The sequence below is a fragment of the Streptomyces sp. NBC_01003 genome, assembly GCF_045162695.1.
In the GTDB taxonomy this organism is placed as follows: Bacteria; Actinomycetota; Actinomycetes; order Streptomycetales; family Streptomycetaceae; genus Streptomyces.
Map to the genome: position 1 here is coordinate 743,811 of NZ_CP108707.1, position 25,105 is coordinate 768,915.

A 25,105-nucleotide genomic window follows, 5' to 3' on the forward strand; every position below is an offset into this window, starting at 1 on the left:
GCCCACTACCGAGTGCGGGTCAACGCGTCCAGATAGTCGTCAAGGAGCCCGGCCTGGCGACGGGGCGGGAACGCCTTGGGGTCGAACAGCGCCTGCACCACCAGGCCGAGTACGAAGGCCTGGGCGCCGGCCGCGATGCGCGCCGGATCCCCGGCGCGCAGTTCGCCCGCCTCCTGAGCGGCCTCGACGAGGGCGCGCAGCCTGTCGCGGCCTCGCCCGTACTTGCCGGCGTAGTCGGCACTCAGCCCGGGGTCGGCGAGCGCGGTGTCCCAGGAGGACACCCAGATCCGGTTGCTGTCGATTGCCTCGCCCGTCAGCGGGAGGATGCTCATCAGGGCGGCCTTCAGCGCGGCCAGGCCTTCCCCCGCCGCAGGCCGGGGGCGCGAGACGGTCCGCTGCTCGAGCAGGTCAAGGGCGTACGCGACCAGGTCGCGCTTGGCCGGGAAGTAGTGGGTCAGCAGGCCGGTGGACGCGTCGAGTTCGGCGGCGACGGCACGCATGGTCAGGCCGCCGAATCCGTGCGCGACCAGCACCCGCCAGACCGCCTCGGAGACGTCACGGCGACGGGCCTCATGGTCCCCCTTGGTACGTGGCATGCTGCTACGGTACATAGCCAAAACGCTTGTTGTGTGAATGGGGTCCTCATGTTCTCTCTCCCCCTGCGGGACGACGCCCGCCTCGCCCCGCTCGAGATATGGCATGCCGAGGAGTTCGCCGCCCACCTGGACCGGGCGCGCGAGCACATCCGCCCGTGGGTCGGTGCGGGGTTCGTCACTGTCGACGTCGACGGGGCGCGCGCCACACTGCGCCGGTACGCCGAGCGCCAGGCCGCGGACGGCGGCCGCCTCTACGGCATCTGGCTCGACGGCACGCTCGTCGGCGGCGTGATGTTCGTGGACTTCGACGCCGCTTCCGGTTCCTGCGAGATCGGCTGCTGGCTGGAGCCGGACGCCGAGGGCAGCGGCCTGATCACACCGGCGTGCGGCACCTTGCTGGACTGGGCGTTCACCACACGGGGCCTGCACCGCGCCGAGTGGCACTGCCGGGCCGACAACGAACGCAGCGCCGCGGTGGCCAAACGGCTCGGCATGACACTCGAAGGCGTCCAGCGCGAGTCCTGGCTGTACGACGGCACCCGTCACGGCACGCAGCTCTGGGCGATCCTCGCTCCTCAGTGGCGCGCCCGGTAACCACGACATCGCGCGCCCGGGGATGGCGGACCCAGCAGCCACCCCACCGCGGCGCCCCATCGCTCGTACGCGTCCCGCGCACACGTTCCCGTGGTGCGGGACGGCGCGCGATCACGTTCCGCTTGACCGGCTGCCTCATTCGGCAGGTTTGCACTTCCCGGGCGCGAAATCGCCCCCTTCGCGCCGTACCTGGCCACCACTCCCGGCTGCTTGCCTTGTGGGTGCAACGAGGAGCTTTCGTACCACCGATCGCTTCGCCCACCCTCGTTACATCTCCTGGGAGGGAATGTGTCCGTACCGGACAGTGCCACCGGTCCCGCGAGCGACGAAGAAACCGCACCTGAAGTCCCGACCGACCAGCAGCTGACCAGTCTTGGTACCCATGCGGCACGCCGGCTGGCCACGACCACCAAATCCGCACCGCAGATGCAGGCCATCACCTCACGGTGGCTGCTGAAATCCCTGCCATGGGTGGACGTCAAGGGCGGTACGTACCGGGTCAACCGGCGTCTCCAGCTCAGCATCGGCCGCGGCCGGGTGCAGTTCGACCAGAACGGCGGGAACGACATCAAAGTCATCCCCGAGACGCTCACCGAACTCCCCGTCCTGCGCGGGTACGACGACATCGACGTACTGAAGGAAATCGCCACCCGGTTCCGGACCCGGGAGGTGCGGGCCGGGCAGGTCCTCTTCGAGGCCGGGCAGCCGGTGACCGAGGCGTACCTGGTGGCCCACGGGCGGTTCACCCGCTTCACCGAAGGCAAGTACGGCGAGGAGGAGGTCATCGGCGTCGTCACGGACGGCGACCAGATGGGCGACGAGGCCATCGGCCAGCCGGACCCGCTGTGGCTCAGCTCGGTCCGGGCCGAGACCGCGGGCACGGTTCTCGTACTGCCCTGGGACGTCGTCGAGGAGCTCACCGAGCGGACACCGTCCCTCGCCGCGCACCTGCGGGAGTACGCCGAACGGCAGCGGCTGCCGAGGAACCGCAAGGGCGAGGCAGACGTCCCCGTGCAGTCCGGGCACACGGGTGAGCCGACGCTGTCCGGCGGCTTCGTCGACTATGAACTCACGCCGCGCGAATACGAGTTGTCCCTCACTCAGACCGTCCTGCGCGTCCACACCCGCATCGCCGACCTCTACAACGACCCGATGGACCAGACCGAGGAGCAGCTCCGCCTCACCATCGAGGAGATCCGCGAGCGCCAGGAGTGGGAACTCCTCAACAACCGCGAGTTCGGGCTGCTGCACAACGTCGACTACGGCCAGCGCATCAGCACCTTCTCCGGTCCGCCCACCCCCGACGATCTCGACGAACTGCTCTCCATGCGCCGTAAGACGAAGCTCTTCCTCGCCCATCCGAAGGCGATCGCCGCGTTCTTCCGGCAGTGCAACCGGCGCGGTCTGGTGCCCGGCACCGCGAACGTCGACGGTCACGAGGTGCCCGCCTGGCGAGGCGTTCCGCTGTTCCCCTGCGGCAAGATCCCGGTCACCCCGCAGCACACGACCAGCATCCTCGCGCTGCGCACCGGGGAGTCCGACCAGGGAGTCGTCGGCCTCTACCAGACCGGCATCCCCGAGGAGTACCAACCCGGCCTGAACGTCAGGTTCATGGGCATCAACACCACCGCGATCATCAACTACCTCGTCACCGCCTACTACTCGCTGGCGATTCTCGTTCCCGACGCGGCGGGGATCCTCGAGAACGTGCAGATCGGACGGACCGCCGAATGACGCACGACGACGGACGGGGTACGCGATGAGCGCACCGCCGGACACCACCGCCCCGTTCTCGCCGCCGGGGCCGCCCAACCTGGCCCACACCCTGCAGACACGGCGCGGCGGGGCGGTCCCCGGGCTGCGTCACCAGCCGGCGGTCCCCGCCGATCCCGTGAAGGTCGAGGAGGTCGACCGCAGACTGGAGATCTGGGCCCGCGGTCTCGATCTGTTCCCCGAGGCGTGGTTCGAGGACTTCGCGAGCTTCCAGGTCGGGCGGGCCGTGGTGCTCCAGCACCCGGGAGCGGCCGACCTGGACCGCCTCACCGCCGCGGGCAAGCTGCTGCTCGCCGAGAACATGGTCGACGACTGCTACTGCGAGGACAAGGGCGGATCACCGCGCGGCCTCGGCGGCCGGCTGATCATGGCGCAGTCCGCGATCGATCCGTACCACGGGACACCCGAGGCGGAGGCGCAGTGGCGCCACGGCGTGCAGGCCGACGGCCCGCTGCGCTCGTACCACGTGGCCTTCCAGGACTACACCGCTTTCGCCACACCCAGCCAGGCATCCCGGTTCGTCCACGACATCGCGCGGCTGCACCTCGGGTACCTCGCCGAGGCCGCCTGGGCGGAGACCCGGCACATGCCGCGCGTGTGGGAGTACCTGGTCATGCGGCAGTTCAACAACTTCCGCCCCTGCCTGTCCCTCGTCGACGCGGTCGACGGCTACGAGCTGCCCGAGGCCGTCTACGCCCGGCCCGAGATCCAGCGGGTCACGGCGCTGGCGTGCAACGCGACGACGCTCGTCAACGACCTGTACTCCTTCACCAAGGAACTGGCCAACGACCCCACCCACCTCAACCTGCCGCAGGTCGTCGCGGCCAACGAACGGTGCGGCCTCAAGGCCGCCTACCTCAAGTCCGTCGACATCCACAACGAGATCCAGACGGCCTTCGAGGAGGAGGCCGCGCTTCTGTCCGCCATGTCACCCCTCGTCGAGCGGTACGTCCAGGGCCTCAGCACCTGGGTGGCCGGCAACCACGAGTGGCACGCCACGAACAGCCGCCGCTACCACCTGCCCAACTACTGGTAGCCCGCGCTCCGGTCCAGCCACTCGGACCGACAGTCCGTTTCACCTGATCCACCGTCAAATGCACTGCGAGGAGTACCTGTTGACCACCGCTCCCCACTTCACCTCGGCCGTTCCGCTGCCGGCCCAGTCCACGTACCAGTCCCGTGTCGCCGAATACTGGAACGCCGAGGAAAACCCGGTCAACCTCGAGCTCGGCAAGATCGACGACCTGTACCACCACCACTACGGGATCGGACCCGCGGACAACTCGGTGCTCGACGAGCCCGACCCCACGCGGCGCAACGACCGCATCACCGCCGAGCTGCACCGGCTCGAACACGCCCAGGCCAACTACCTCGCCGACCACCTCGGGCCGCTCACCGCCGCCGACCGCGCCTTCGACGCCGGCTGCGGACGCGGCGGCGGCAGTGTCGTGGCGCATCTGCGGCACGGCTGCCAGACCGACGGCATCACCATCTCGGCCAAACAGGCGGACTTCGCCAACGCCCAGGCCGCCAAGCGCGGCATCGACGGCCAGGTCCGCTACCACCACCGCAACATGCTCGACACCGGTCTGCCGACGGGCGCGTTCGCCGCGTCGTGGAACAACGAGTCGACCATGTACGTCGAGCTGGAGCTGCTCTTCGCCGAACACGCCCGGCTGCTGCGCCGCGGCGGCCGGTACGTGGTCATCACCGGCTGCTACAACGACAGTTACGGCCGGGCGTCGCGCGAGGTGTCCCTGATCAACGCCCACTACATCTGCGACATCCACCCACGGTCGGAGTACTTCCGCGCCATGGCCCGCAACCGCCTGGTCCCCGTGCACGTCGAGGACCTCACCGAGGCCGCGCTGCCGTACTGGGAACTGCGCAAGCAGGCCGACCATCTGGTCACCGGCATCGAGGACACGTTCCTCACCGCGTACAAGAACGGCAGTTTCCAGTACCTGATGATTGTCGCCGACCGCGTCTGACTCCGTCCCCGCCCTCTCCCTGATCCGGTGCCGTCAGCGTGAACCGACCTTCGTGGGGTAGGAAGGCAACGCCCGCACACCGGGCGGACGGATCACGCGGAACAGGGAGAGGGCGGTCGGATCATGGCGCTGGAGCAGACGGCCCAAGGCATGGTGCAGGCGGTCGTCATCCACAACGGACGCCTGCTCCTGGTGAAACACCCGGACGGCAGTGAGCTGCCGTCCGGCATTCCCGAGCCCGCCGAGTCGGCGCAGGCCACCGCCGCGCGCCTCGTGTACGAGCTCACCGGCTATCTCGTCGACGGTTCATCGACACTCGAACCGCAGGCGGCTCAGGAAGATCCCAGGCCGGCCGTCCTGTGTCAGCTGCTGACCGAGGACCCGTCGGACGGGGCGCGGCTCACGCCGGAGCAGATCCATTGGGTTCCGGTCGCGGCGGCCGTCGACGCCACGCCCCCGGGAGCCGTGCGCAACTACTTGGAGGGCCACACGCCCGTGTGAGGCCCTCCAACTGGTCTGCCGGACCTCGTCACGAGGCCCAGCGGCCATTGGCCTTGCGATGATCGTGGGGCTGCTGGGACTTACCGGGCAGTTGGTCCTTCGCCTGCTTGACGGCCGCCTGCGGGATCTGCGAGTGGAAGTACAGCAGCTTGCCCTGCCCTCGTGCACCTATGCCGTGGTGCCCTTTCGCCGGTGAGTTCTTGCTCATGACTCGGCACCTCGCCATCTCACGTCGGCTTCGCGGGCCCGGAAGTGGAAGTCCCCGGCCGCGCATTCCGTAGATTTCACGGTACGCCGCTCCTGACGATGACGGCGGGTCGAGACGGTGACGGCGGGCCGAGACGAACCCACCCCGCAGGGCAGGGGCCGTTACCCGTCGGTCGGCCGTCTCCGCCCTGCGTGTCCCGGTGATCAATGCGACGCTGACATCGTGCATACCTCCGATCTGACTCCTGAAATCCGTGCCGCCCTCAGCAAGCAGCGGCCGTATCCCGCGATCACGTTGGTCACGCCGACCGATCCGGATTTCCCCTTCAGCGACAAGGACCGAATCCTCATCCGCGACCTGGTCACCGAGGCCAAGCGGCGGCTGGTGGACGACCCGGACGTGGAGCGGGAGACGAGGTTGGAGCTGCGGGATCAACTGCTGGATCCCGCGGAGATCGAACGCGCGACCGATCCTTTCCACCCGGACGACGCCATGGTTGTCTATGTGGCCGTGAACGAGCCGGTCCAGGTATGGCGGATGACATCGCTCGCACCGGTGGAACCCCGCGTGGAATTCGGCACGGCATTCCTGACGCGGTACCTGGTGGCTGCCGAGCAGCGCTCCCGCCCGTACCTGGTTCTCGTCCTCGACCAGGAGATGTGCCGTCTGTACCACGGGTCTGTACGACGGCTGCAGGAAGTGGAGAAGAACGGGTGGCCGGACAAGCCGCAGATCCCGTCCCCCGAGGATGCGATTCCCGGCTCCATCCCCCACTCCACGCCGTACGAGGGGCATGAGGAGCGGGTCGAGCAGTACCTGCGGACCGTGGACAAACGGCTGGGGCAGTCCTTCGAGGAGCACGACGGACTGCCGCTGTTCGTCATCGGCGGCGACAAGATCCTCTCGACGTTCAAGAGCGTCACCCGCTACGGGAATCTGATCGCCGGGACATTGCCGCTTACGGGCATGGACAAGGAATCGGCCCAGGATCTGGAGAAGCGGCTTCAGCCGGTCCTCGCCGACTTCTACGCCAAGCAGGTCGCCGAAGCCGTCTCCGAGCTGAGCGAGGCGCGTGGACAGGGCAAGTACGTCGGCGGCGCGCCGGAGGTGTGGACCTCGGTCGCCGACAAGCGCGCGCGCCGCCTGGTGGTGGAAGAGGGGCTGATGCTGGCGGGCCGCATCACCGAGGACGACCGCGTCCTGGAGCTCGTGGACGTACCGAAGCCGGTGACGTTGCCGGACCCGAAGAAGGACATGGAACCGTCGGCGCACGCACTTGGTGTGGCCACCGACATCGTCGAGCGACTCGTGGACAACGCGATCGCGGCCGACGCCCGGGTTCTGTTCGTCCCCGACGGGACGCTCCCGGAGGCCGGCGGCGTGGCGGCGCTGCTGCGCTACTGATCCCCCGCGTACGGGAGCACGAGAGACGGGAGCCCTCAGTGAGGGCTCCCGTCTCTCGTGTCTGTTTCCGCGCAATCTAGAGATACGGCGAACCGGATACATCGACCACGTGTGTGTGGCGCTTGCAGTGTGCCTTTTCTACGTCTGGCCCCGGCGCGACCACAGCGGTACGGCCGTCCGAAAAGGCCACTTGGTAGAGATCGCGATTCGTACCAGAGATTATCTCCTCGACCCTTACGGTCCTGTCACCCCTGAGGCCGTGCAGGGTCAGATAATCGCCCTTCTTGGCTTCCATGTGATCAGCCTCTAATGCTGACAGATTCCGACGCCTCTGATGGGGGCACCGTTTCCACTCAATCCCGATGGTTGCCGATCCGCAAGCGGAGCGGAAATTGGCCGCCTTCGCCCGGACCCAGCTCCACCCGGCTCGATGTCGCTTTGTGCTAAAGATAGCTTTTGCCCGAATGCAGGGAGCTCCGGCCGAGAGAAGGTGCAGTGGCACTAGCAGTCGCTCAAGAGACCATGGCGCGATGGCAGTTCGGCATCACCATCGTCTACCACTTCCTCTTCGTCCCGCTGACGATCAGTCTGGCCTCCATCGTGGCGGGCTTCGAGACGGCCTGGGTGCGGACGGGCAAAGCGAAGTATTTCCACGCCACGAAGTTCTGGGGCAGGCTCTTTCTCATCAACATCGCGATGGGTGTCGTCACCGGCATCGTCCAGGAGTTCCAGTTCGGGATGAACTGGTCCGACTACTCACGCTTCGTCGGCGATGTTTTCGGTGCCCCGCTGGCGATGGAGGCGCTGATCGCGTTCTTCTTCGAGTCCACGTTCATCGGCCTGTGGATCTTCGGCTGGGACAGGCTTCCCAAGAAGCTGCATTGCGCGTGCATCTGGCTGGTCGCCATCGGCACCCTGCTCTCCGCGTACTTCATTCTGGCAGCCAACTCCTTTATGCAGCACCCGGTCGGCTACCGGATCGACAAGGAGTCCGGGCGGGCCCAACTCACCGACATCGGCCGGGTGTTGTTCCAGAACACCACGCAGGTGCAGATGTTCCACACCGTCACCGCTGCGTTCCTCACCGGTTCCGCGCTGGTGATCGGTATCTCCTCGTACCACCTGCTGCGCGCCAAGCGCGGCAAGGAGACGAACCGCCGGAACATCGCGCCGATGCGGACCTCACTGCGGGTCGGCCTGATCATCGCGGTGGTGGCGGGGCTGGGCACCGCGCTCAGCGGCGACCGGCTGGGCAAGGTGATGTTCGATCAGCAGCCGATGAAGATGGCTGCCGCCGAGGCGCTCTGGGACACGCAGGGTCCCGCCCCCTTCTCGATCTTCTCGGTCGGCAACGTCTCCGAGGGCCACAACACCGTCGCGCTGGAGATCCCGGGCCTGCTGTCCTTCCTCGCCAAGGACAACTTCCACTCCCCCGTCCCCGGCATCAACGACAGGGCCCGTGCCCAGGCGGCCGAGTTCGGCGGTGAGCCGGAGGACTACATCCCGAACATCTTCATGACGTACTGGGGCTTCCGCCTGATGATCTTCTTCGGGATGACCAGCTTCGTGGTCGGTCTGATCGGTCTGTGGACCACGCGGCGGAAGTTCTGGCTGACGCGGGCCCGCAGGACCGACGACGACGAGCCGCCGATGCTGATGCTCACCGACAAGGTCGAGATGAACGCCTTCTTCACCAAGTGGAGCTGGCGGGTCGGCATCCTCACCATGGCGTTCCCGCTGGTCGCCAACAGTTTCGGCTGGATCTTCACCGAGATGGGCCGCCAGCCCTGGGTGGTCTACCACCTGATGCGCACCTTCGAAGCCGACTCCCCCCACGTGACGACCGGCACGGTGATCGGCTCGATGACCGCGTTCACCGTGCTCTACGCGGTACTTGCGGTGATCTGGGTGAAGCTCATGGCCAAGTACGCCATGGCCGGCCCGGACTCCGGTGAGCGGCCGCCGACCAAGGACCCGACCCTGCGCGGGCCCTCCGCGCCGGACGCCGACCAGCCCCTCGCCCACGCGTACTGAGGACGGATCGTCATGCACCTCCACGATCTCTGGTTCATCCTGATCGCCGTCCTGTGGATCGGCTACTTCTTCCTCGAGGGCTTCGATTTCGGCATCGGCGTCCTCACCAAGTTGCTGGCCCGAAACAGCACCGAGCGCCGGGTCCTGATCAACACCATCGGCCCGGTGTGGGACGGCAACGAGGTCTGGCTGATCACGGCCGCCGGTGCGACCTTCGCGGCCTTCCCCGACTGGTACGCCACGATGTTCAGCGGCTTCTACATTCCACTGCTGATCATTCTGTTCTGCCTGATCGTGCGGGGCGTGGCCTTCGAATACCGGGCCAAGCAGTCCAGTGCGCGCTGGCAGCACAACTGGGAGGAGGCCACCTTCTGGACGTCGTTGCTGCCCCCGTTCCTCTGGGGCGTGATCTTCGCGAACGTGGTCCGCGGCCTGGCGATCGACGCGGACAAGTCGTACGTGGGCGGCCTCGGGGACCTGTTCAGCGGTTACTCGATCCTCGGCGGCTTCATGACGCTGGCGCTGTTCGTCTGCCACGGCGCGGTCTTCGCGGCCCTGAAGACGCTCGGGGACATCCGTGACCGGGCCAGGACGCAGGCGACTCAACTCGGCGCGGCGGCGGGCCTGTTGCTGCTGGCGTTCCTGATCTGGACGCAGGTGGAGTCGGGCAACGGCCGGAGTCTGGGCGTGATGATCGTGGCGTTCCCGGCACTGATCGGGGCGCTGGTCATGACCCGGCTCGGCCGTGACGGCTGGGCGTTCACGCTGTCGGGACTGACCGTCGTGGCGGCGTTCGCGATGCTGTTCCTGGCCCTGTTTCCGGACGTCATGCCGTCGACGCTCGACCCCGACTGGTCGCTGACGGTCTCCAACGCCTCTTCGTCGTCGTACACGCTGAAGGTGATGACGATCGTCGCGGCGGTGTTCACGCCGATCGTGCTGATCTACCAGAGCTGGACGTACTGGGTCTTCCGTCGGCGGATCGGCGTCCAGCACATCCCGGCGGGTCACTGATCATGCGACCTGTCGACCCCCGGCTGCTGGCGTACGCCCGCACCACCCGCGCCTTCCTCGCCGGATCCGTGGTCCTCGGCGGGGTGGGCGCGGCCCTGCTCGTGGCCCAGGCAAGCCTCATCGCAGAGATCGTGGTGCGGACGTTCAAGGAGCACGCGTACGACCTGACGTGGCCGCTGCTCGGTCTGGTGGCCGTTGCGCTCGGGCGGGCGCTCGTGGCCTGGCTGACCGAGCTGGCGGCACATCGGTCGGTGGCCCGCGTGAAGTCCACGCTGCGCGGGCGGCTGCTCGACCATGCCACCGCGCTCGGCCCGTCCTACCTGACGGGCCGGCGCACCGGCGAGCTCGCAACGCTGGCCACCCGGGGAGTCGACGCCCTGGACGACTACTTCGCCCGCTACCTTCCGCAGTTGGCGCTCGCCGTCGTCGTGCCGGTCGTGGTGCTGGCCCGGATTCTCGGTGCCGACTGGCGGTCAGCGGTGATCATCGCGGTGACGCTGCCGCTCATCCCCTTGTTCATGGTGCTGGTCGGGCTTGCGACGCAGGACCGGATGACCGGGCAATGGGCCGGCGTGTCACGTCTTTCGCATCACTTCCTGGACGTCGTGGCCGGCCTTCCGACGCTGAAGGTCTTCAACCGGGCCAAGGCGCAGGCCCGTTCCATCGCCCGCATCACGGACGACTACCGCAGGGCGACGATGCGGACGCTGCGGATCGCGTTCATGTCCTCGCTGACGCTGGAACTGCTGTCGACGCTGTCGGTGGCGCTGGTCGCGGTGGCGGTCGGGTTCCGGCTGGTCGACGGATCGCTGGATCTGCGGACCGGCCTGCTGGTGCTGGTTCTCGCCCCGGAGGTGTATCTGCCGATTCGTCAGGTGGGCGCCCTGTACCACTCGAGCGTGGAGGGGCTGACAGCCGCGGGCGAGATCTTCGAGGTCCTGGAGACCGCGCCGCCCGACTCGGGGACTGATCCGGCGCCGGCCGGCGCGGAGATCAGGCTGTCGGCGGTGAGTGTCGCTTACGAGGGGCGCTCGGTGGCGGCGTTGCAGGAGGTGTCGCTGACGCTCACGGCCGGAGAGACGGTTGCCCTGACCGGGCCGAGTGGCGCGGGCAAGTCCACGCTGCTCGCGGTGCTGCTCGGGTTTGTCCCGCCGTCGGCCGGTGCCGTGCTCGTCGACGGGCGCGACCTCGCCTCCTTCGACCCGGAGAGCTGGCGTCGGCAGATCGCGTGGGTGCCGCAGCATCCGCATCTCTTCGCGGGGACGGTCGCCGACAACGTACGGCTCGCCCGGCCCGAGGCGACTGACGCCGAGGTACGTGCTGCGCTCGCTGCCGCCCACGCCCTGGACTTCGCGGAGCCGGGCCTGGTGCTCGGTGAAGGCGGTGCGGGGCTCTCGGCCGGGCAGCGGCAGCGGCTGGCCCTGGCCCGCGCGGTACTGGCGGACCGGCCGCTGGTGCTCCTGGACGAGCCGACCGCCAACCTCGACGGCGAGAGCGAGGCCGCGGTCGTCGAGGCCGTCCGCTCGCTGGCGACGGGCCGCACGGTCCTGCTCGTGGCCCATCGCCCGGCCCTCCTCGCCATCGCCGACAGACGCGTGCACCTGGGCGTCCCCCATGAGGGCAGGGAAGTGCGCGCCGCGGAGCCCCGGCGTTCATCGGTCGCAGCTCCTGCCGACCCCCGCCCATGTGCGGTCCAGCCACCTCCGGAGCCCGGGCGAGGCAACGAGGCCCGGCCCCGGCTCGGCCTCGCCGTGCTCCTCGGGTCGCTCGCGTTCGGGTGTGCCGTCGCGCTGCTGGCAACCTCCGGGTGGCTGATCTCGCGGGCCTCCGAGATGCCGCCGGTCCTCTACCTGCTGATGGCCGTGACATCCGTCCGCGCGTTCGGGATCGGGCGGAGCGTGTTCCGTTACGCGGAGCGGCTGGTCTCGCACAACGCGGTCCTCACGGCTCTCGGTGGCGTACGAACCGCCGTGTACCGCCGTCTCGAACAGCTCGCCCCGGCCGCGCTGCCCGCCTACCGCCGGGGCGACCTGCTCGCCCGCCTGGTCTCCGACGTCGACGCGGTCCAGGATCATCACCTGCGCTGGCGGCTGCCCGCCGCCGTCGGGGTGGTCGTGTCGCTGGGGACTTCCGCCGCGCTCGGCGCGTTCCTCCCGGCGGCCGGTGCGGTGCTCGCCGTGGGACTGCTGCTGGCCGGGGCCGTCGTGCCCGCGCTGGCGAGCAGGATCTCCGGACGGGCGGAACGGCAGCAGTCTCCGGCCCGCGGCGAGCTGACGGCCCGCGTCGTCGACACGTTCACCGGCACCGCCGAGCTGATCGTCGCCGGGGCCCTGCCGGCCCGTCTGGCCAGGGTCCGCGCCGCCGACCTGCGCCTGACCGGCCTCGCCGCCCGCTCGGCGGCCACCGCCGCGCTCTCGGCGGGCCTGATCGCCCTGATCACCGGGCTGACCGTCGCCGCCACCGCCGCGCTGGGCATCCAGGGGGTGGCCGGGGGCGCGCTCCCGGGCGTGTGTCTGGCCGTCGTCGTGCTCACCCCCCTCGCCGCTTTCGAGGCCGTCGCGGGCATGCCCACGGCCGTCCGGTCCCGCGAGCGTGCGCGCGCGGCGCGGGCCCGCCTCGACGAGGTCCTCGCGTCCCCCGCGCCGGTCGCCGAGCCCACCGCCCCGGTCGCGCTCCCCGCCGAGCCGGCGCCCCTGACCGTCCGAGGCCTCACCGCGCGCTGGCCGGGTGCGCAGCGTGACGCTCTGCGAGGCGTCGATCTGGACCTCGCCCCTGGCAGACGTATCGCCGTGGTCGGCCCGTCCGGCTCCGGGAAGACCACCCTCGCCCTCGTACTGCTCCGGTTCCTCGACCAGACCTCGGGTGCCGTCACCGTCGGCGCCGGTGCCGGGGCCGTCGACACCCGGGCGCTCACATCGGACGACGTACGCCGGGTGATCGGGCTGTGCGCGCAGGACGCCCATGTCTTCGACAGTTCACTGCGGGAGAACCTGCGTCTCGCCCGGCCCGACGTCGAGGAGCCCGGCCTGCGGGCCGTACTCGCCAGGGCCCGCCTGCTCGACTGGGTCGACAGCCTGCCCGCCGGTCTCGACACGATGGTGGGCGAGCACGGGGCCCGCCTTTCCGGGGGGCAGCGGCAGCGGCTGGCGCTGACCCGCGCGCTGCTCGCGGACTTCCCCGTACTGATCATGGACGAGCCCGCCGAGCACCTCGACCTGCCCACCGCCGACGCCCTCACCGCGGATCTGCTCGCCGTCACCGAGGGCCGTACCACTGTGCTGATCACCCACCGCCTTGCCGGACTTCACAGTGCCGCCGTCGACGAGATTCTGGTTCTCGACCACGGCCGGATCGTGGAGCGCGGCAGCTGGTCCGAGCTCATCGACCGGCAGGGTGGACGGCTCCGTGCCATGTGGCTCCGTGAGCGGTGGGCGGACGCCCTGGTTGCCGCGGGCGATGGTGTCCCGGGGCAGGTGGCGCCCATTGATCAACCGGCATAGCCTGACTGAAACTAATATTTTGTCGGCTTATGCCCGTAATCGCATGGTCGAAGGGTTGAGTGTCTTGAGCATCGACAGTGAGGCGCCGGAAGAACTGGAACCCAGTGTGGGGCCGATCCCCAAGGAGGATCCGGAGTATCACCCCTACCACCACCCGGCTGCCGGCTGGGGTGCCGCGAAGAGCGTGACCCAGTTCCTCGTGCGCGAGCGCGAACTGGTGGACGGCCCACGGGCGATCATGAAGATGAACCACGAGAACACGGGCTTCGACTGTCCGGGTTGCGCGTGGCCGGACGACACCAAGGGCCTGAAGCTCGACATCTGCGAGAACGGCATCAAGCACGTCACGTGGGAGATGACGCGCAAGCGCGTCGAGCGCGACTTCTTCGCCGCCCACACGGTGACCGAGCTGTTCGAGTGGAGCGACTTCAAGCTGGAGGACCAGGGCCGGCTGACCGAGCCGATGGTCTACGACCCTGACACGGACCATTACGTCCCCATCAGCTGGAAGGACGCGTTCGAGCTGGTCGGCAGCACCCTGCGCGGCCTTGAGAACCCGAACCAGGCGTCGTACTACACGTCCGGCCGGCTCGGCAACGAGGCCACGTTCCTCTACCAGTTGATGGCCCGTGAGCTGGGCACGAACAACCTGCCCGACTGCTCGAACATGTGCCACGAGGCCAGCGGCCGTGCCATGCAGGCGTCCCTGGGAACGGGCAAGGGAACGGTCGACCTCAAGGACTGGGAGAGCGCGGACGCGCTGTTCATCATGGGGGTCAACGCCGCCTCCAACGCGCCCAGGATGCTCACCGCGCTCGCCGAGGCCTACCACCGTGGCGCGCAGATCGTGCACATCAACCCGCTCATCGAAGCGGCCGCGACCCGCACCATCGTCCCGCACGACTTCATGGACATGGCGCTGTTCAAGACGACGAAGACCAGCACCCTGAACCTCCAAGTGCGGATCGGCGGCGACCTGGCGCTCCTGCGCGGCATGGCCAAGGCGGTCATCGAGGAGTCCAAGCTGGACCCCAAGGCGCTGGACCAGGAGTTCATCGACCGGCACACCACGGGCTTCGACTCCTACCGGCAGCTGTGCGAGAGCACATCGTGGGAGGAGCTGGAGAGGCAGTCCGGGGTCAGCCGCGACGACATCCTCAAAGCGGCGCGCGTGTACTGCGACGCCGACCGCAGCATCATCAGCTGGTGCCTGGGCCTGACCCAGCACGAGCACGGCGTCGACACCGTCCGCGAGATCATCAACCTCCTTCTGCTGCGCGGCAATCTGGGCCGTGAAGGAGCTGGCCCCTCCCCCGTACGCGGTCACAGCAACGTCCAGGGGAACCGCACCTGCGGCATCGATCACCGACCCGACGACGAGTTCCTCGACCGCCTGGCGAAGTACTGCAAGATCGACCCGCCGCGTGAGCACGGCCTGGACACCATCGGCACCATCCAGGCCATGCGCCGCGGTGATGTGAAGGTGTTCGTCGGCATGGGCGGCAACTTCGCCCTCGCCGCGCCCGATTCGCCGATCACGTACGAGGCCCTGCGCAACTGCTACCTCACGGTCCAGGTGAGCACCAAGCTCAACCGCAGCCACCTCGTCCACGGCCGCCAGGCGCTCATCCTGCCGTGCCTCGGCCGTACCGAGAAGGACCATCAGCGCAAGGGCATCCAGAGCACGTCCGTCGAGGACTCGATGAGCATGGTGCACATGTCCGTCGGCATGAAGCGCCCCGCGTCGCCGCACCTGCTGTCCGAGCCCGCGATCGTCGCGGGCATGGCCCGCGCGGCCCTGCCCGCGAGCCGCACGCCGTGGGAGTGGTACATCGAGGACTACGACCGGATCCGCGACACCATGTCCCAGGCACTCGACGGGTTCGAGGACTTCAACCGCCGCGTGCGCCTGCCCCTGGGCTTCCGCCTGAAGCAGCCCGCCCGCGAACTGGTCTTCCTGACCCCGTCCGGCGGCGCGGAGTTCTCCGACGCGGCCCTGCCCGACGTCGTACCGGCACCCGGCACCCTGGCCCTGGGCACCATGCGCTCCCACGACCAGTGGAACACCACGATCTACTCGGACAACGACCGCTACCGCGGCATCAAGAACCTGCGCGAGCTCGTCTTCATGAACGAGGACGACATGCGCGAGCGCGGGATCTCCGAATTCGATCCCGTCGACATCACCAGCACCGCAAGGGACGGCAGCCACCGCTACCTCAACGGTTACCTCGCCATCCCGTACGACATCCCGCGCGGCTGCGCGGCCGGGTACATGCCCGAGATGAACGTGCTGTGCGCGCTCGTCGACTACAGCACGCAGAGCGACCAGCCGATCATGAAGCACGTCAAGGTGACCATCGAAGCGGCCGCCTGAGCAGGAAGGCGCGCGAAGGAGGGGCCCCGGCCGGGCTGACGACCGGTCGGGGCCCCGTCGCGTTCACTCGTGACACGGCGTCAGACGGATTGCCGGACTCCGAGGTGCCTCAGAGCGGACCTCGCCGCGCCGGCGCCGCACATGCCGTGTGCGCCGGGGCCGGGCGGCGTGGCGGCCGAGCAGATGAACACGCCGGGCAGGCCGGTGCCGTAGGGGTCGAGCGCGGGGCGCGGGCCGAGGAGCAGGTGCGGGACCGTCTTGGCTCCCGTGACGATGTCGCCTCCGACGAAGTTGGGGTTGGCCGCGGCGAAGTCGGCGGGCCGGGTGATGTGCCGGCCCACGATGCGTTCGCGTACGCCGGGGGCGAATCTCTCGAACTGGCACAGGATCGCTTCGGTGGCGTCTCCGTCGTAGTCGTACGGGACATGCGCGTAGGCCCAGACTGGGTGTACGTCGCCGACCGAGCGGGTGGGGTCGGCCAGGTACTGCTGGCCGACCAGGACGAAGGGGCGCTCGGGCATCCGTCCGGCCACGACGTCCCGCTCCCCACGTGCCACGTCGGCGAACGGGCCGCCGAGGTGGACGGTGCCGGAGCGTCGCGCGTCCTCGTTCGTCCAGGGCACGCCGCCTTCGACGGCCAGGTCGACCTTGAACGCGCCGGGACCGCGGCGGAAGTGCCGGTAGGCGGACCGTACGCGGGCGGGTAGCCGGTCGCCGTAGATGCGGGCGATCTGGCCGGGGTCGAGGTCGAGGAGCGTCACGTCGGCGGGCGGGATCTGCGAGGAGTGGGTGATGTGTACGCCGGTGTGGATCGTGCCGCCGTGCTCGCCCAGTACCTTCTCGAGGCTGCCGGCGATGGACTGTGAGCCGCCCTCGGCGACGGCCCACCCGGCGGCGTGCCCGGCGGTGAGGATGCCCAGTCCGATCGCCGACGTGAACGGGTGGGTCAGCGGACGGAACGCGTGCGCCGCGACGCCCGCCCACAGCGCCTGCGCCTGGGGGGTTTTGAAGAGACGTGCGAGGACGCTGGCGGGCAGGGTGGTCGGCAGGCCGAAGCGCGCGAGCAGCAGCGGGTGCGTCGGGACGCGCAGCAGGGGGCGCATGACGTCCTGGGCGAGAGCGTCCCAGTGGCGCACGGGCGTTTCGAAGAGTGCCCGGTACCGTCCGGCGTCGGCACCGAGCATGCGGGCGGTGTCCTCGACGGAGCGCATCAGTACCCCCGCACTGCCGTCGTCCAGCGGGTGTACGCAGTCGACGTCCGCCAACTTCCAGCGCAGTCCGTGCCGTTCGAGGCCGAGTGAGCGAAGCGCCGGCGAGGCGACGGCCATCGGGTGGATGGCCGAGCAGTGGTCGTGCAGCAGGCCGGGCAGGATGGCCTCGTGGCTGCGGGTGCCGCCGCCGACCTCGTCCGCGGCTTCGAGGAGCGTGACCTCAAGGCCCGCCTTCGCGAGCAGGGCCGCGGCGGCGAGCCCGTTGGGCCCGCCGCCGACGATGACGGCGGACGTCATGACGCCGTGTCCATGGGCGGCAGACCCTCGACGGAGCTGTCCGCGTCGGGCACCGGCCGCAGCGGGTGCAGGGACTGCACCTCGTAGACCGGATAGTGCGGGCCGTCGGTGGGCCAGGGCTGCCGGGTCACCATGTCGCGCACCTTGACGTGTCCGCGTTCCAGCAGGCCGAGGGCGGCGTCGTGGACCTCATACGTCTGAGTCTGCCGGTGGATCGGCTGACTCTCCAGGCACACCACGCGGACCTCGCCGGGCGCGAAGCCGCAGCGGGCCTGTACGGCACGCAGGAGCTGGTCGTCGTGGAGGTGGCCCTCGCCGAAGTTCCAGCCGATCGCGAAGCCGCCGATCAGCTCTCCCTCGACGACGGCGTCTTCCTGGCCGTCGGTGACCCGGTCGACGAGTCCGTTGTGGGCGCGGCCATGGGCGTGCATGGCCCGCCAGCCGTGCGCCTTGCCGGCCATCAGCAGGGCGGTGTCCGCGTCGTACAGGGTCTCCAGCTGCCTGGTGGGCAGGCGGCACGACGTGGTCAGTCCCGCCTCCAGTCGCTCCAGGGCGTCGCCGGTGAACACCCACACCGTGGTGGCCCAGTTGCCCGCGTAGTAGCGCATCGCGGGGAGGAAGGAGACGAGGTCGGGCCGTACGTTGCCGAGGATCGGCAGAAACAGCAGGCTCGGCAGGATCACGACCAGCAGCCAGGGCGATTGCAGGTCCTGGACCATGACGTCGCCGTGGGCACCGAAGAGGTAGAAGAGCGAGAAGATGAAAAAGAGGTTCCACTCCAGCGGTACGCCCATGGGGACCGTCGAGAGGATGTGGAGGTGGAAGACGGCCATGTAGATCAGGGCCGCCCACGTCCACCAGCCGCCGTCGCCGAAGAACACCAGGTAGAGCGGGACGCCGTACTCGGTGGCGGTTCCGATGTGGGCCAGGAGGAACGGCAGCCTGGAGGGGCGCAGGTCGCGCGGGTGGTCGCGGTAGAAGACCCGCTTGACGCGGCCCGAGGGGATCAGGGGCGCGTTGCTCATCATCGTCGCCACCACGAACGGGAAGTGGTGGTTGAGCTTGGACGTCGCGGCTCCCCACCACAGCGCCAGCATGACGAGCTCGAAGCCGATGAACATGTCGCTGTAGGGGAAGAAGAAGACCAGCAGCGACAGCCAGTACTGCTCGCCGCGTGCCGCGAGGAAGATGGTCTTGTCCCGCAGGCCGAGCACGGCGACGGTCGCGATGAGCGGTACGGCCGCCAACGGGTCGAGCAGGCCGACGTGGCCGAATCCCGCGATGATGCTCCCGTCGCCCGGGCGGCTCAGCAGCCATGCGCCCGAGGCGAGTACGGCGGCGTACAGCAGGACGTCGGCGACGGTACGGCGATCGCCTCGGGTCAGCGGCACCTTGTCCGGCCACGGAGGCAGCCTGATGGTGCCCGGCCGCAGCCAGTACAGGATGGAGCCGATCGGCGGGTTGAAGCGGGAGGTGAGCGGGCCGGATCCGCAGCCGAGGCCGACCACTTCCCACAGGAGGGTGAAGACGATCAGCTTCTGGTAGACGATCGGCTCTTCCCACCAGGAGGCCACGTCGGTGACGGTTCCGAGGCCAGGGGTCAGCGAGATCACCAGGGCCGCCCCGCCGCCGTAGAGCAGGCACTTGACGACGTAGAACAGGAGCACCCCGTAGGGGCTGCCGAAGCCGTACTCGACCCAGTCCCGGGTGAGGATCTCCAGGCGCTCGCGGCGCGGCAGAGTGCGGAACGTGTCGGCGTCGACAGGCGGCAGTTGGGGTTTGATGAAGCCCATGAGGTCACACCTTTGTGTCTCGTCGGAGCCGTTCGTCGGGAGGAAGGCGGTGGCGCCCCTCCTGGTGGCCTCCGTGAACGTAGGCCCAACTGCCCCGCCGCGGCGACGGACGCGCGTCACAAGATGTGCGCGGGCTTTCGTGCGGCGGGCACGAACGAGGGGAGAGGGCTTCCGCGTAAGGTCCGGGCATGTCGACAGAACAGTCTTTGGCCATCGCAGCGGTCGACAGCCTTTGGGACGCGCGGGAAGAGCTCATCGCGGGGCTCGTGCGGGTGACGCCCACCCAGATCGCCGCGCTCAATCACGACGCCGCCCTGCGTTCCCTGCTCGAAGCGAGCATCACCGAGAACATCGTGGCCGCGTTGAACTTCATCAAGCAGGGCATCGACCCGGACGATCTGGAGGCGCCGACCGCGGCCCTGGCGTACGCCCGCGTGCTGGCCCAGCGCGACGTGCCGCTCTCGGCCCTCATCCGCGCCTATCGCATCGGGCATTCCCTGGTCCTCGACCAGGCCTTCGCCCGCCTCGACGACCTGCCGCCCGACGACCGGGTGCCGCTCGTTCTTGTCCTTGTCCGCCGCTCGGCGCTGTTCATCGACCAAATCTGCGAGCAGGTCGGGCGGGCCTACGAGCGCGAGCGTGAGCGGTGGGTGGCCAGCCGGAGCGGCGTACGCCAGCAATGGGTCAACGAGTTGCTGGGCGGCGGCCCGGTGGACAGGGCGGCCGCCGAGCGGGCACTGCGCTACCCGCTGGACGCGCGCCATGTCGCGCTGACGCTGTGGCCGGCCCGGGAGATGACCTCGTTCGACCTGATCGCCGCCGTGGAGGACGTGCGCGCCCACGCCATGGCGGTGCTCCGGGCGCGCGCCACGCTCGTCGTACCGACCGACGAGCGCGAGGCGCGCCTGTGGCTCGCGCTTCCGGCCACGGGCGGCAGCCAGCTGGAGAGACTCGTGGCGCCGGAGGGAACGCTCCTCCATGCCACCGTGGGACGCCCCGGCGCCGACCTGGCCGGCTTCCGCACATCGGCGCGCCAGGCCGCCCAGGTCAAGGAGATCCTCACGACGCGACTCGACGGCACGCGGACGCGGCTCGCCGGCGCGAGGAAACGGGACCCGCGCGCCGGCCGACCGCGCTGGGTGCACTACGCCGAGGTGGCACCGGTCGCGCTGATGGCCGGAGACCTCCCGGCCGTACACGACTTCGTGACGGCCACGCTGGGCGAACTGGCGCAGACCGGGCCACGCGGTGCCACCCTGCGCGAGACGCTTGAGACGTTCCTCACCCACCACCGCAGCTACGCGGCCGCGGCACAGGCGATGAACCTGCACCGCAACTCCGTCCAGTACCGGGTGCAGCAGGCGACGGCACTGCTGCCGGACGGCGCCCACAGCCTCGACGACGACTTCCACGTCCGCGCCGCGCTGCTCGCCGCGCACTGGCTGGGGAGTGCGGTCCTTACGTGACGGATCCCTCGCGCCCGCCGGTCACTTGCCGGTGCCGACGGGGTCGACCGTGATGGCCGGGCCGGAGCCGTCGGTGGCGGGAACGTTGATGGTGACGGGCAGGGTGTGGGAGTGCGTCTCGTTGGGCGGGGTGACGACGAGGCTGGTGAAGGTGACGCCGGAGCCGCCGGAGCCGTTCGACGGGTAGTGGAGCGTGAAGCGGGTCTCCTCGCCGGGCTTGACGCTGACGCTCGGCGGGGCGAGCTTGCTGCGCTCGGCGCTGACGGTGCCGTCCTTGCTCTTCAGGTCGGCTCCGGGGAAACCCTTGAGGGTGCAGGTGGCGGAACCGGTGTTCTTCAGGTTCACGATGAGCGTGCCCTCGGCCATGCCGCCGGAGCTGCTCAAGGCGAGGTGGGAGGTCTGGCAGGCACCCGTACCCGTTCCTGAACCGCCGTTGGAGGAACCCCCGGTACTCGCGTCGGATCCCGCCGTGCTGGTGCCGTTGCCGGTCGATGCGCTGCTGCCGCCGGAGTCCTGAGAACCGGAACTCTGGGCGGAAGAGGAGGAGTCGTCCGACCCGGCCGAGGAGTCGTCGCCGCTCTGGCAGGCGGTGAGCGAGAGGCCCGCGGCGACGGCGACGGCGAGGAGGGAGAACTTCTGGACGCGCATGGGGGTCCCTTTCAGGGGGTCCGCTCAATCGTCTTGAGCGAGCCGTACTGATCGTTGATCGATCGCTTGCCGATCGCTTCCTGATCGGCTGTCGATCGCTTGCTGATCATTGAGACCCTGGCTGCGCGGGACCCGTTCCGTTCAACCGTCCTCTAATACATGGCTGTTACAGACGCCCTGGCGGGCGAGATCCGGCATGCGCGGTGTGTGCCCGCGCAGGACAGAGGGAGTTGGATGCGGCGGAGCGCGGCCGACACGACGGATCAGGCCAGTTCGGCGTCCAGCCACTGCAGGATCTCGGGGGTGACCGGGTCGGTGATGTCGGCGAACTCCTCGTGCTTCTCGAGGAACTTGGCCACGTAGGGGCAGACCGGGACGATCCTCTTGCCGAGCTTGCGCACGTCGGTGAGTGCCTGCTGGACCAGCCGGCCGGCCAGGCCCTGTCCGGCATACGCCTCGTCAACTTCCGTGTGAAAAAAGACACGTTGCACACCACGGTCGCGGTAGGCGGTCAGCCCGGCACGTGCGCCGTCGACCAGGATCTCGTACCGGTGGCGCTCATCGTTCCGCTCGACGGAGGGAACAGAGGGAACAGAGGAAGGCTGGGTCATCGGGTTCCTTTGGAAGAGATCAGCGACGCGGGGGGTTCTTGCGCGGCGCGATGGTGGCATGGGGCAGAGCAGGGGCGGGGAGACGGTCTCCGGGGTAGCCCTCGACAGCGCCGAAACGCTCCGAGGCGCTCTCCCATTCCTCTCGCGCCCGGACGATGTCCTCGTGACTGCGGCCGATGAAGTTCCACCACATCACGATCTCCTCCTCGAACGGCGTTCCGCCGAGAAGGACCGTCCGGGCCGTCTCGTCGGACTCGTTGACGAGGGTCAGGGTGTCGGCGCCAGGGTGGACGTAGCCCAGGTCGGCGGCGCGTAGCAGGGTGTCGGCCACACGGACGTCCCCGTGGTCCACGAGTACGCCGTGTTCGAAATCGGCGTCCACGGTGAGCGTGAGCGACGCACGCGGCGCAAGGGTGATCTCGGCGCCGAGCAGGGGCGTGAAGGTCGGCACCGGGGAGACGGATCCGGCCAGGACACCCAGGAAGACCCTGATCTCGGCGCCCTCCGTCCGCACCGGCTCGGGCACATGGTGCTGGAAGTCCCGCTCGGTGTGCCGGTGTTCTTCGGGGAGCGCCACCCAGAGCTGGACGCCGTGCAAGGTCGTGGTGCGCGGGGTGGAGACCTCGCTGTGGCTGATGCCGTGTCCGCCGGTCATCAGGTTCAGCTCACCGGGCCGAACGTAGGCGTGGCTGCCGAGGCTGTCGCGGTGCTCGATCTCCCCGCTGAACAGCCAGCTCACCGTCTGCAGTCCGGTGTGGGGATGCGGGGCGACATCCATGCCACCTGTGCGGCCGACATCGTCGGGGCCGTAGTGGTCGGCGAAACACCAGGCACCGATCAGGGTCCGGGACCGCTGCGGGAGCGTACGTCGCACGGTCATCGCCCGCGGCCCGCCCAGAGGGACGTCGCGCGGGGCGAGCACGTCGGCCCGTTGCCCCTCGGCCGACAGCTCGCCTGCCACCCGGGAGCCGTCATGCACTCCGACCGGACCTGCTTCCGCATTACTCATCGCGGCCACCTCCTCCAGCCATGATAGTTTTATGTTCAACAACTTGTCTCGATCTTAGAACACGAAACGGCCCCATGTACACATCGGAGCAAGGGCCCGCGAGCGGCCCGGAGAAGTCCACGTCGAACCAGCCGGCGGCGGGATCCACACCCCGGCGGATCTTCATCGACAAGCAGAGCCCCAAGGCCTACCACTCACTCGTGCAGTCGTCGGAGGCGGTGCGAGCGGCAGCCGCGGACGCGGGCCTCGACCGCAGGCTGGTGGAACTGGTCAACCTCCGCGTGTCACAGATCAACGGCTGCGCCTACTGCCTGCACGTACACACCCGGGCGGCGCAGCGCGCCGGCGACACGACCGAGCGGCTGGGCGTGCTGTCGGCGTGGCGGGACACGGAACTGTTCAGCCCCACGGAACGAGCGGCCCTGGGACTGGCGGAGGCGACGACCGTGCCGTCCGACGCCGTCGCGCAGGAATCCGCCTACACCGCCGCCCGGGCCGAGCTCACCGAGGATCAGATCGCCGCCGTGATCTGGGTCGCAATAACGATCAACGCGTTCAACCGCGTATCGATCCTCAGCAAACACCCGGTACGGGCGGATGACTGACGCATCCTCAGACATTCACATCCCTGGCCATTCAGACGGTTGCCGAAATTCGCTTCGTGTGCCGTGGTGGGTGCCTCTACCCTGACTCGGTGACGACTCAGGTGATCGTGTTGAACGGTGGGTCCAGTTCGGGCAAGTCCGGGATCGTCCGGTGCCTACAGGCGGTACTGCCGGATCCATGGCTCGCTTTCGGCATCGACCGGCTGATCGAGGCGATGCCCGCGTCCATGAAGGCATCGGGCGAAGGAATCGAGATCGCTTCAGCCGGCGCAGTGAGCGTCGGAGCGGTGTTCCGGGAGCTGGAAGCAGCATGGATGGAGGGGGTCGCCGCGACGGCCGGTGCAGGCGCCCGGATCCTCATCGATGACGTGTTCCTCGGCGGGACGGAGTCCCAGCAGCGGTGGCAGAAAGCTCTGGGCGGACTCGACGTGCTGTGGGTCGGGGTCAGGTGCGACAGCGAGGTCGCCGCGGGCCGCGAGATCGTCCGCGGGGACCGCGCCCAGGGGATGGCCGCGTTGCAGGCGGAGACGGTCCACCGGGGCGTCGTCTACGACCTGGAGGTGGACACCACGCACACGGAGTCCCTGGAGTGCGCGCGGACCATCGCCGCCCAGGTCAAGTGATTTTCCGCAGGTCGGCCCGGGTGCTGTCACCATGACGGCGCCGTTTAGGGTGCGGTCATGACCTCGCAGAACTACCTCTCCGAACTGTTCTCGCTCGACGGCCGGACCGCCGTGGTGACCGGTGGCAGCTCCGGCATCGGCAAAGCCATCGCCGGTGCGCTCGCCCGCGCTGGGGCGAGCGTGGTGATCGTGGCCCGCAAGGAGGCCGAACTCACCGCCACAGTCGACGAGCTGACGGCGGAGGGTTGCCGAGCGGCCTGGGTGAGCGCGGACCTGAGCACCCGCGACGGGGTGCGCGCGGCAGCGGAGCAGGCGGCCGGGGTGTTCGGCGAGCCCGACATCCTCGTCAACAGCGCCGGGATCAACCTGCGGCCCCCGATGAGCGAGCTCGGCGACGAGGTGTGGGACGCCACGATGGCGGTCAACCTGGAGGCACCCCATCTCCTGGGCCGGCGCTTCGGACCCGGCATGGCCGAGCGGGGCTTCGGGCGGATCATCCACATCACCTCCCAGCAGGCGCACCGGGCGTTCGTCCAGAGCGGCGCATACGGGGTATCCAAGGGCGCCTTGGAGGCGCTGGCCCGCTCGCAGGCCGAGGCGTGGTCGCCCCACGGCGTCACCTGCAACACGCTCGTGCCGGGCTTCGTCATGACTCCGCTCAACGCGCGCTTGTCGTCCGACCCCGAAAAGGTGGCCGCGCTGGCCGCCCGCACGATGGTCGGCCGCAACGGCCTGGCCGAGGACTTCGCCGGAGCCGCGGTGTTCCTGGCCGGCCCGGCGTCCGCCTACGTCACCGGCCAGGCAATCTTCGTCGACGGCGGATTCTCGGTTCACTAGCGGCCCAGGGTGG

The 25,105-nt window shown here is 69.1% G+C and carries 22 protein-coding genes; 14 read left to right on the forward strand and 8 right to left on the reverse strand.

Features of this window, described 5'->3' with window-relative positions; all coding sequences use genetic code 11:
- Window positions 1-5: 5 nt before the first annotated feature.
- Window positions 6-596 carry a TetR/AcrR family transcriptional regulator gene (locus OG698_RS03575; protein WP_406101357.1) on the reverse strand — a complete coding sequence of 197 codons (591 nt, stop codon included), beginning with the start codon at window positions 594-596 and terminating at the stop codon, window positions 6-8.
- A 48-nt stretch (window positions 597-644) separates the two neighbouring features.
- Between OG698_RS03575 and OG698_RS03580 the strand changes: the two genes are divergently transcribed.
- The 5 genes from OG698_RS03580 to OG698_RS03600 all read left to right on the forward strand — a co-directional run bounded on the left by OG698_RS03580 (window position 645) and on the right by OG698_RS03600 (window position 5,455).
- Entirely contained in the window at window positions 645-1,190 is a 546-nt protein-coding gene (locus OG698_RS03580; protein ID WP_399975866.1) for a GNAT family N-acetyltransferase, read from the forward strand.
- 288 nt (window positions 1,191-1,478) lie between these two features.
- On the forward strand, window positions 1,479-2,924 hold the full coding sequence (locus OG698_RS03585) for a family 2B encapsulin nanocompartment shell protein (protein ID WP_406101358.1): 1,446 nt from the start codon (window positions 1,479-1,481) through the stop codon (window positions 2,922-2,924).
- A gap of 25 nt (window positions 2,925-2,949) precedes the next feature.
- Window positions 2,950-3,999, forward strand: a complete 1,050-nt coding sequence (locus OG698_RS03590; protein ID WP_406101359.1) for a family 2 encapsulin nanocompartment cargo protein terpene cyclase — start codon at window positions 2,950-2,952, stop codon at window positions 3,997-3,999.
- A 79-nt stretch (window positions 4,000-4,078) separates the two neighbouring features.
- Window positions 4,079-4,954: a geranyl diphosphate 2-C-methyltransferase gene (locus tag OG698_RS03595; protein ID WP_406101360.1), complete on the forward strand. Its 876-nt coding sequence runs from the start codon at window positions 4,079-4,081 to the stop codon at window positions 4,952-4,954.
- Between the two features lie 123 nt (window positions 4,955-5,077).
- Window positions 5,078-5,455 carry an NUDIX hydrolase gene (locus tag OG698_RS03600; RefSeq protein WP_406101361.1) on the forward strand — a complete coding sequence of 126 codons (378 nt, stop codon included), beginning with the start codon at window positions 5,078-5,080 and terminating at the stop codon, window positions 5,453-5,455.
- A 28-nt stretch (window positions 5,456-5,483) separates the two neighbouring features.
- Here the strand turns inward: OG698_RS03600 and OG698_RS03605 are convergent, their stop codons facing one another.
- Window positions 5,484-5,663, reverse strand: coding sequence for a hypothetical protein (locus OG698_RS03605; protein WP_399975879.1), 180 nt, complete (start codon window positions 5,661-5,663; stop codon window positions 5,484-5,486).
- Between the two features lie 222 nt (window positions 5,664-5,885).
- On the opposite strand from OG698_RS03605, the gene OG698_RS03610 reads away from it, so the two are divergent.
- Window positions 5,886-7,067 (forward strand): hypothetical protein, encoded by a 1,182-nt coding sequence (locus OG698_RS03610; RefSeq protein WP_406101362.1) that lies wholly within the window; start codon window positions 5,886-5,888, stop codon window positions 7,065-7,067.
- Window positions 7,068-7,143: 76 nt separating this feature from the next.
- Here OG698_RS03610 and OG698_RS03615 read toward each other — a convergent pair whose 3' ends face one another.
- Window positions 7,144-7,362: a DUF1918 domain-containing protein gene (locus tag OG698_RS03615; RefSeq protein WP_399975885.1), complete on the reverse strand. Its 219-nt coding sequence runs from the start codon at window positions 7,360-7,362 to the stop codon at window positions 7,144-7,146.
- A gap of 200 nt (window positions 7,363-7,562) precedes the next feature.
- Between OG698_RS03615 and OG698_RS03620 the strand changes: the two genes are divergently transcribed.
- From OG698_RS03620 to OG698_RS03635, 4 genes are read left to right on the forward strand one after another with little or no spacing between them, the layout of a single operon-like run.
- Window positions 7,563-9,101, forward strand: coding sequence for a cytochrome ubiquinol oxidase subunit I (locus OG698_RS03620; protein ID WP_406101364.1), 1,539 nt, complete (start codon window positions 7,563-7,565; stop codon window positions 9,099-9,101).
- Window positions 9,102-9,113: 12 nt separating this feature from the next.
- On the forward strand, window positions 9,114-10,115 hold the full coding sequence (gene cydB / locus OG698_RS03625) for a cytochrome d ubiquinol oxidase subunit II (protein ID WP_406101365.1): 1,002 nt from the start codon (window positions 9,114-9,116) through the stop codon (window positions 10,113-10,115).
- Between the two features lie 2 nt (window positions 10,116-10,117).
- Window positions 10,118-13,615: a thiol reductant ABC exporter subunit CydD gene (gene cydD, locus OG698_RS03630; protein WP_406101366.1), complete on the forward strand. Its 3,498-nt coding sequence runs from the start codon at window positions 10,118-10,120 to the stop codon at window positions 13,613-13,615.
- Window positions 13,616-13,658: 43 nt separating this feature from the next.
- Window positions 13,659-15,992: an FdhF/YdeP family oxidoreductase gene (locus OG698_RS03635; RefSeq protein ID WP_406101367.1), complete on the forward strand. Its 2,334-nt coding sequence runs from the start codon at window positions 13,659-13,661 to the stop codon at window positions 15,990-15,992.
- 80 nt (window positions 15,993-16,072) lie between these two features.
- On the opposite strand, the gene OG698_RS03640 is transcribed toward OG698_RS03635, so the two are convergent.
- Together OG698_RS03640 and OG698_RS03645 are read right to left on the reverse strand one after the other, a co-directional pair.
- Window positions 16,073-17,500, reverse strand: coding sequence for a phytoene desaturase family protein (locus OG698_RS03640; protein WP_406101368.1), 1,428 nt, complete (start codon window positions 17,498-17,500; stop codon window positions 16,073-16,075).
- Complete coding sequence (locus OG698_RS03645) at window positions 17,497-19,293, reverse strand: DUF3556 domain-containing protein (RefSeq protein ID WP_406101369.1); 1,797 nt, start codon at window positions 19,291-19,293, stop codon at window positions 17,497-17,499. The genes OG698_RS03640 and OG698_RS03645 overlap by 4 nt, the downstream gene beginning before the upstream one ends.
- Window positions 19,294-19,481: 188 nt before the next feature.
- On the opposite strand from OG698_RS03645, the gene OG698_RS03650 reads away from it, so the two are divergent.
- Window positions 19,482-20,759 carry a PucR family transcriptional regulator gene (locus OG698_RS03650; RefSeq protein WP_406101370.1) on the forward strand — a complete coding sequence of 426 codons (1,278 nt, stop codon included), beginning with the start codon at window positions 19,482-19,484 and terminating at the stop codon, window positions 20,757-20,759.
- A gap of 21 nt (window positions 20,760-20,780) precedes the next feature.
- Here the strand turns inward: OG698_RS03650 and OG698_RS03655 are convergent, their stop codons facing one another.
- The 3 genes from OG698_RS03655 to OG698_RS03665 form a co-directional block, all read right to left on the reverse strand.
- Window positions 20,781-21,407, reverse strand: coding sequence for a DUF4232 domain-containing protein (locus tag OG698_RS03655; protein WP_406101371.1), 627 nt, complete (start codon window positions 21,405-21,407; stop codon window positions 20,781-20,783).
- Window positions 21,408-21,670: 263 nt separating this feature from the next.
- Window positions 21,671-22,018, reverse strand: coding sequence for a GNAT family N-acetyltransferase (locus OG698_RS03660; RefSeq protein WP_406101372.1), 348 nt, complete (start codon window positions 22,016-22,018; stop codon window positions 21,671-21,673).
- 19 nt (window positions 22,019-22,037) lie between these two features.
- Window positions 22,038-23,027: a pirin family protein gene (locus OG698_RS03665; protein WP_406101373.1), complete on the reverse strand. Its 990-nt coding sequence runs from the start codon at window positions 23,025-23,027 to the stop codon at window positions 22,038-22,040.
- 74 nt (window positions 23,028-23,101) lie between these two features.
- Here OG698_RS03665 and OG698_RS03670 point away from each other — a divergent pair, with 74 nt between their 5' ends.
- From OG698_RS03670 to OG698_RS03680, 3 genes are all read left to right on the forward strand, one after another.
- Window positions 23,102-23,632: a carboxymuconolactone decarboxylase family protein gene (locus OG698_RS03670; RefSeq protein WP_406101375.1), complete on the forward strand. Its 531-nt coding sequence runs from the start codon at window positions 23,102-23,104 to the stop codon at window positions 23,630-23,632.
- A gap of 89 nt (window positions 23,633-23,721) precedes the next feature.
- Entirely contained in the window at window positions 23,722-24,255 is a 534-nt protein-coding gene (cpt, locus tag OG698_RS03675; RefSeq protein WP_406101376.1) for a chloramphenicol phosphotransferase CPT, read from the forward strand.
- Between the two features lie 57 nt (window positions 24,256-24,312).
- A complete protein-coding gene (locus OG698_RS03680) occupies window positions 24,313-25,092 on the forward strand; it encodes an SDR family NAD(P)-dependent oxidoreductase (RefSeq protein WP_399975913.1) in 780 nt (259 codons plus the stop codon).
- Window positions 25,093-25,105 lie beyond the last annotated feature (13 nt).

What these genes read in the sequence shown, in the direction of transcription:
- OG698_RS03575 (WP_406101357.1), bottom strand. Translation starts at nt 596, where the DNA reads ATGCCACGTACCAAGGGGGACCATGAGGCCCGTCGCCGTGACGTCTCC.
- OG698_RS03580 (WP_399975866.1), top strand. Translation starts at nt 645, where the DNA reads ATGTTCTCTCTCCCCCTGCGGGACGACGCCCGCCTCGCCCCGCTCGAG.
- OG698_RS03590 (WP_406101359.1), top strand. Translation starts at nt 2,950, where the DNA reads ATGAGCGCACCGCCGGACACCACCGCCCCGTTCTCGCCGCCGGGGCCG.
- OG698_RS03600 (WP_406101361.1), top strand. Translation starts at nt 5,078, where the DNA reads ATGGCGCTGGAGCAGACGGCCCAAGGCATGGTGCAGGCGGTCGTCATC.
- OG698_RS03605 (WP_399975879.1), bottom strand. Translation starts at nt 5,663, where the DNA reads ATGAGCAAGAACTCACCGGCGAAAGGGCACCACGGCATAGGTGCACGA.
- OG698_RS03615 (WP_399975885.1), bottom strand. Translation starts at nt 7,362, where the DNA reads ATGGAAGCCAAGAAGGGCGATTATCTGACCCTGCACGGCCTCAGGGGT.
- cydB (WP_406101365.1), top strand. Translation starts at nt 9,114, where the DNA reads ATGCACCTCCACGATCTCTGGTTCATCCTGATCGCCGTCCTGTGGATC.
- cydD (WP_406101366.1), top strand. Translation starts at nt 10,118, where the DNA reads ATGCGACCTGTCGACCCCCGGCTGCTGGCGTACGCCCGCACCACCCGC.
- OG698_RS03635 (WP_406101367.1), top strand. Translation starts at nt 13,659, where the DNA reads ATGGTCGAAGGGTTGAGTGTCTTGAGCATCGACAGTGAGGCGCCGGAA.
- OG698_RS03640 (WP_406101368.1), bottom strand. Translation starts at nt 17,500, where the DNA reads ATGACGTCCGCCGTCATCGTCGGCGGCGGGCCCAACGGGCTCGCCGCC.
- OG698_RS03645 (WP_406101369.1), bottom strand. Translation starts at nt 19,293, where the DNA reads ATGGGCTTCATCAAACCCCAACTGCCGCCTGTCGACGCCGACACGTTC.
- OG698_RS03650 (WP_406101370.1), top strand. Translation starts at nt 19,482, where the DNA reads ATGTCGACAGAACAGTCTTTGGCCATCGCAGCGGTCGACAGCCTTTGG.
- OG698_RS03655 (WP_406101371.1), bottom strand. Translation starts at nt 21,407, where the DNA reads ATGCGCGTCCAGAAGTTCTCCCTCCTCGCCGTCGCCGTCGCCGCGGGC.
- OG698_RS03660 (WP_406101372.1), bottom strand. Translation starts at nt 22,018, where the DNA reads ATGACCCAGCCTTCCTCTGTTCCCTCTGTTCCCTCCGTCGAGCGGAAC.
- OG698_RS03665 (WP_406101373.1), bottom strand. Translation starts at nt 23,027, where the DNA reads ATGAGTAATGCGGAAGCAGGTCCGGTCGGAGTGCATGACGGCTCCCGG.
- OG698_RS03670 (WP_406101375.1), top strand. Translation starts at nt 23,102, where the DNA reads ATGTACACATCGGAGCAAGGGCCCGCGAGCGGCCCGGAGAAGTCCACG.
- OG698_RS03680 (WP_399975913.1), top strand. Translation starts at nt 24,313, where the DNA reads ATGACCTCGCAGAACTACCTCTCCGAACTGTTCTCGCTCGACGGCCGG.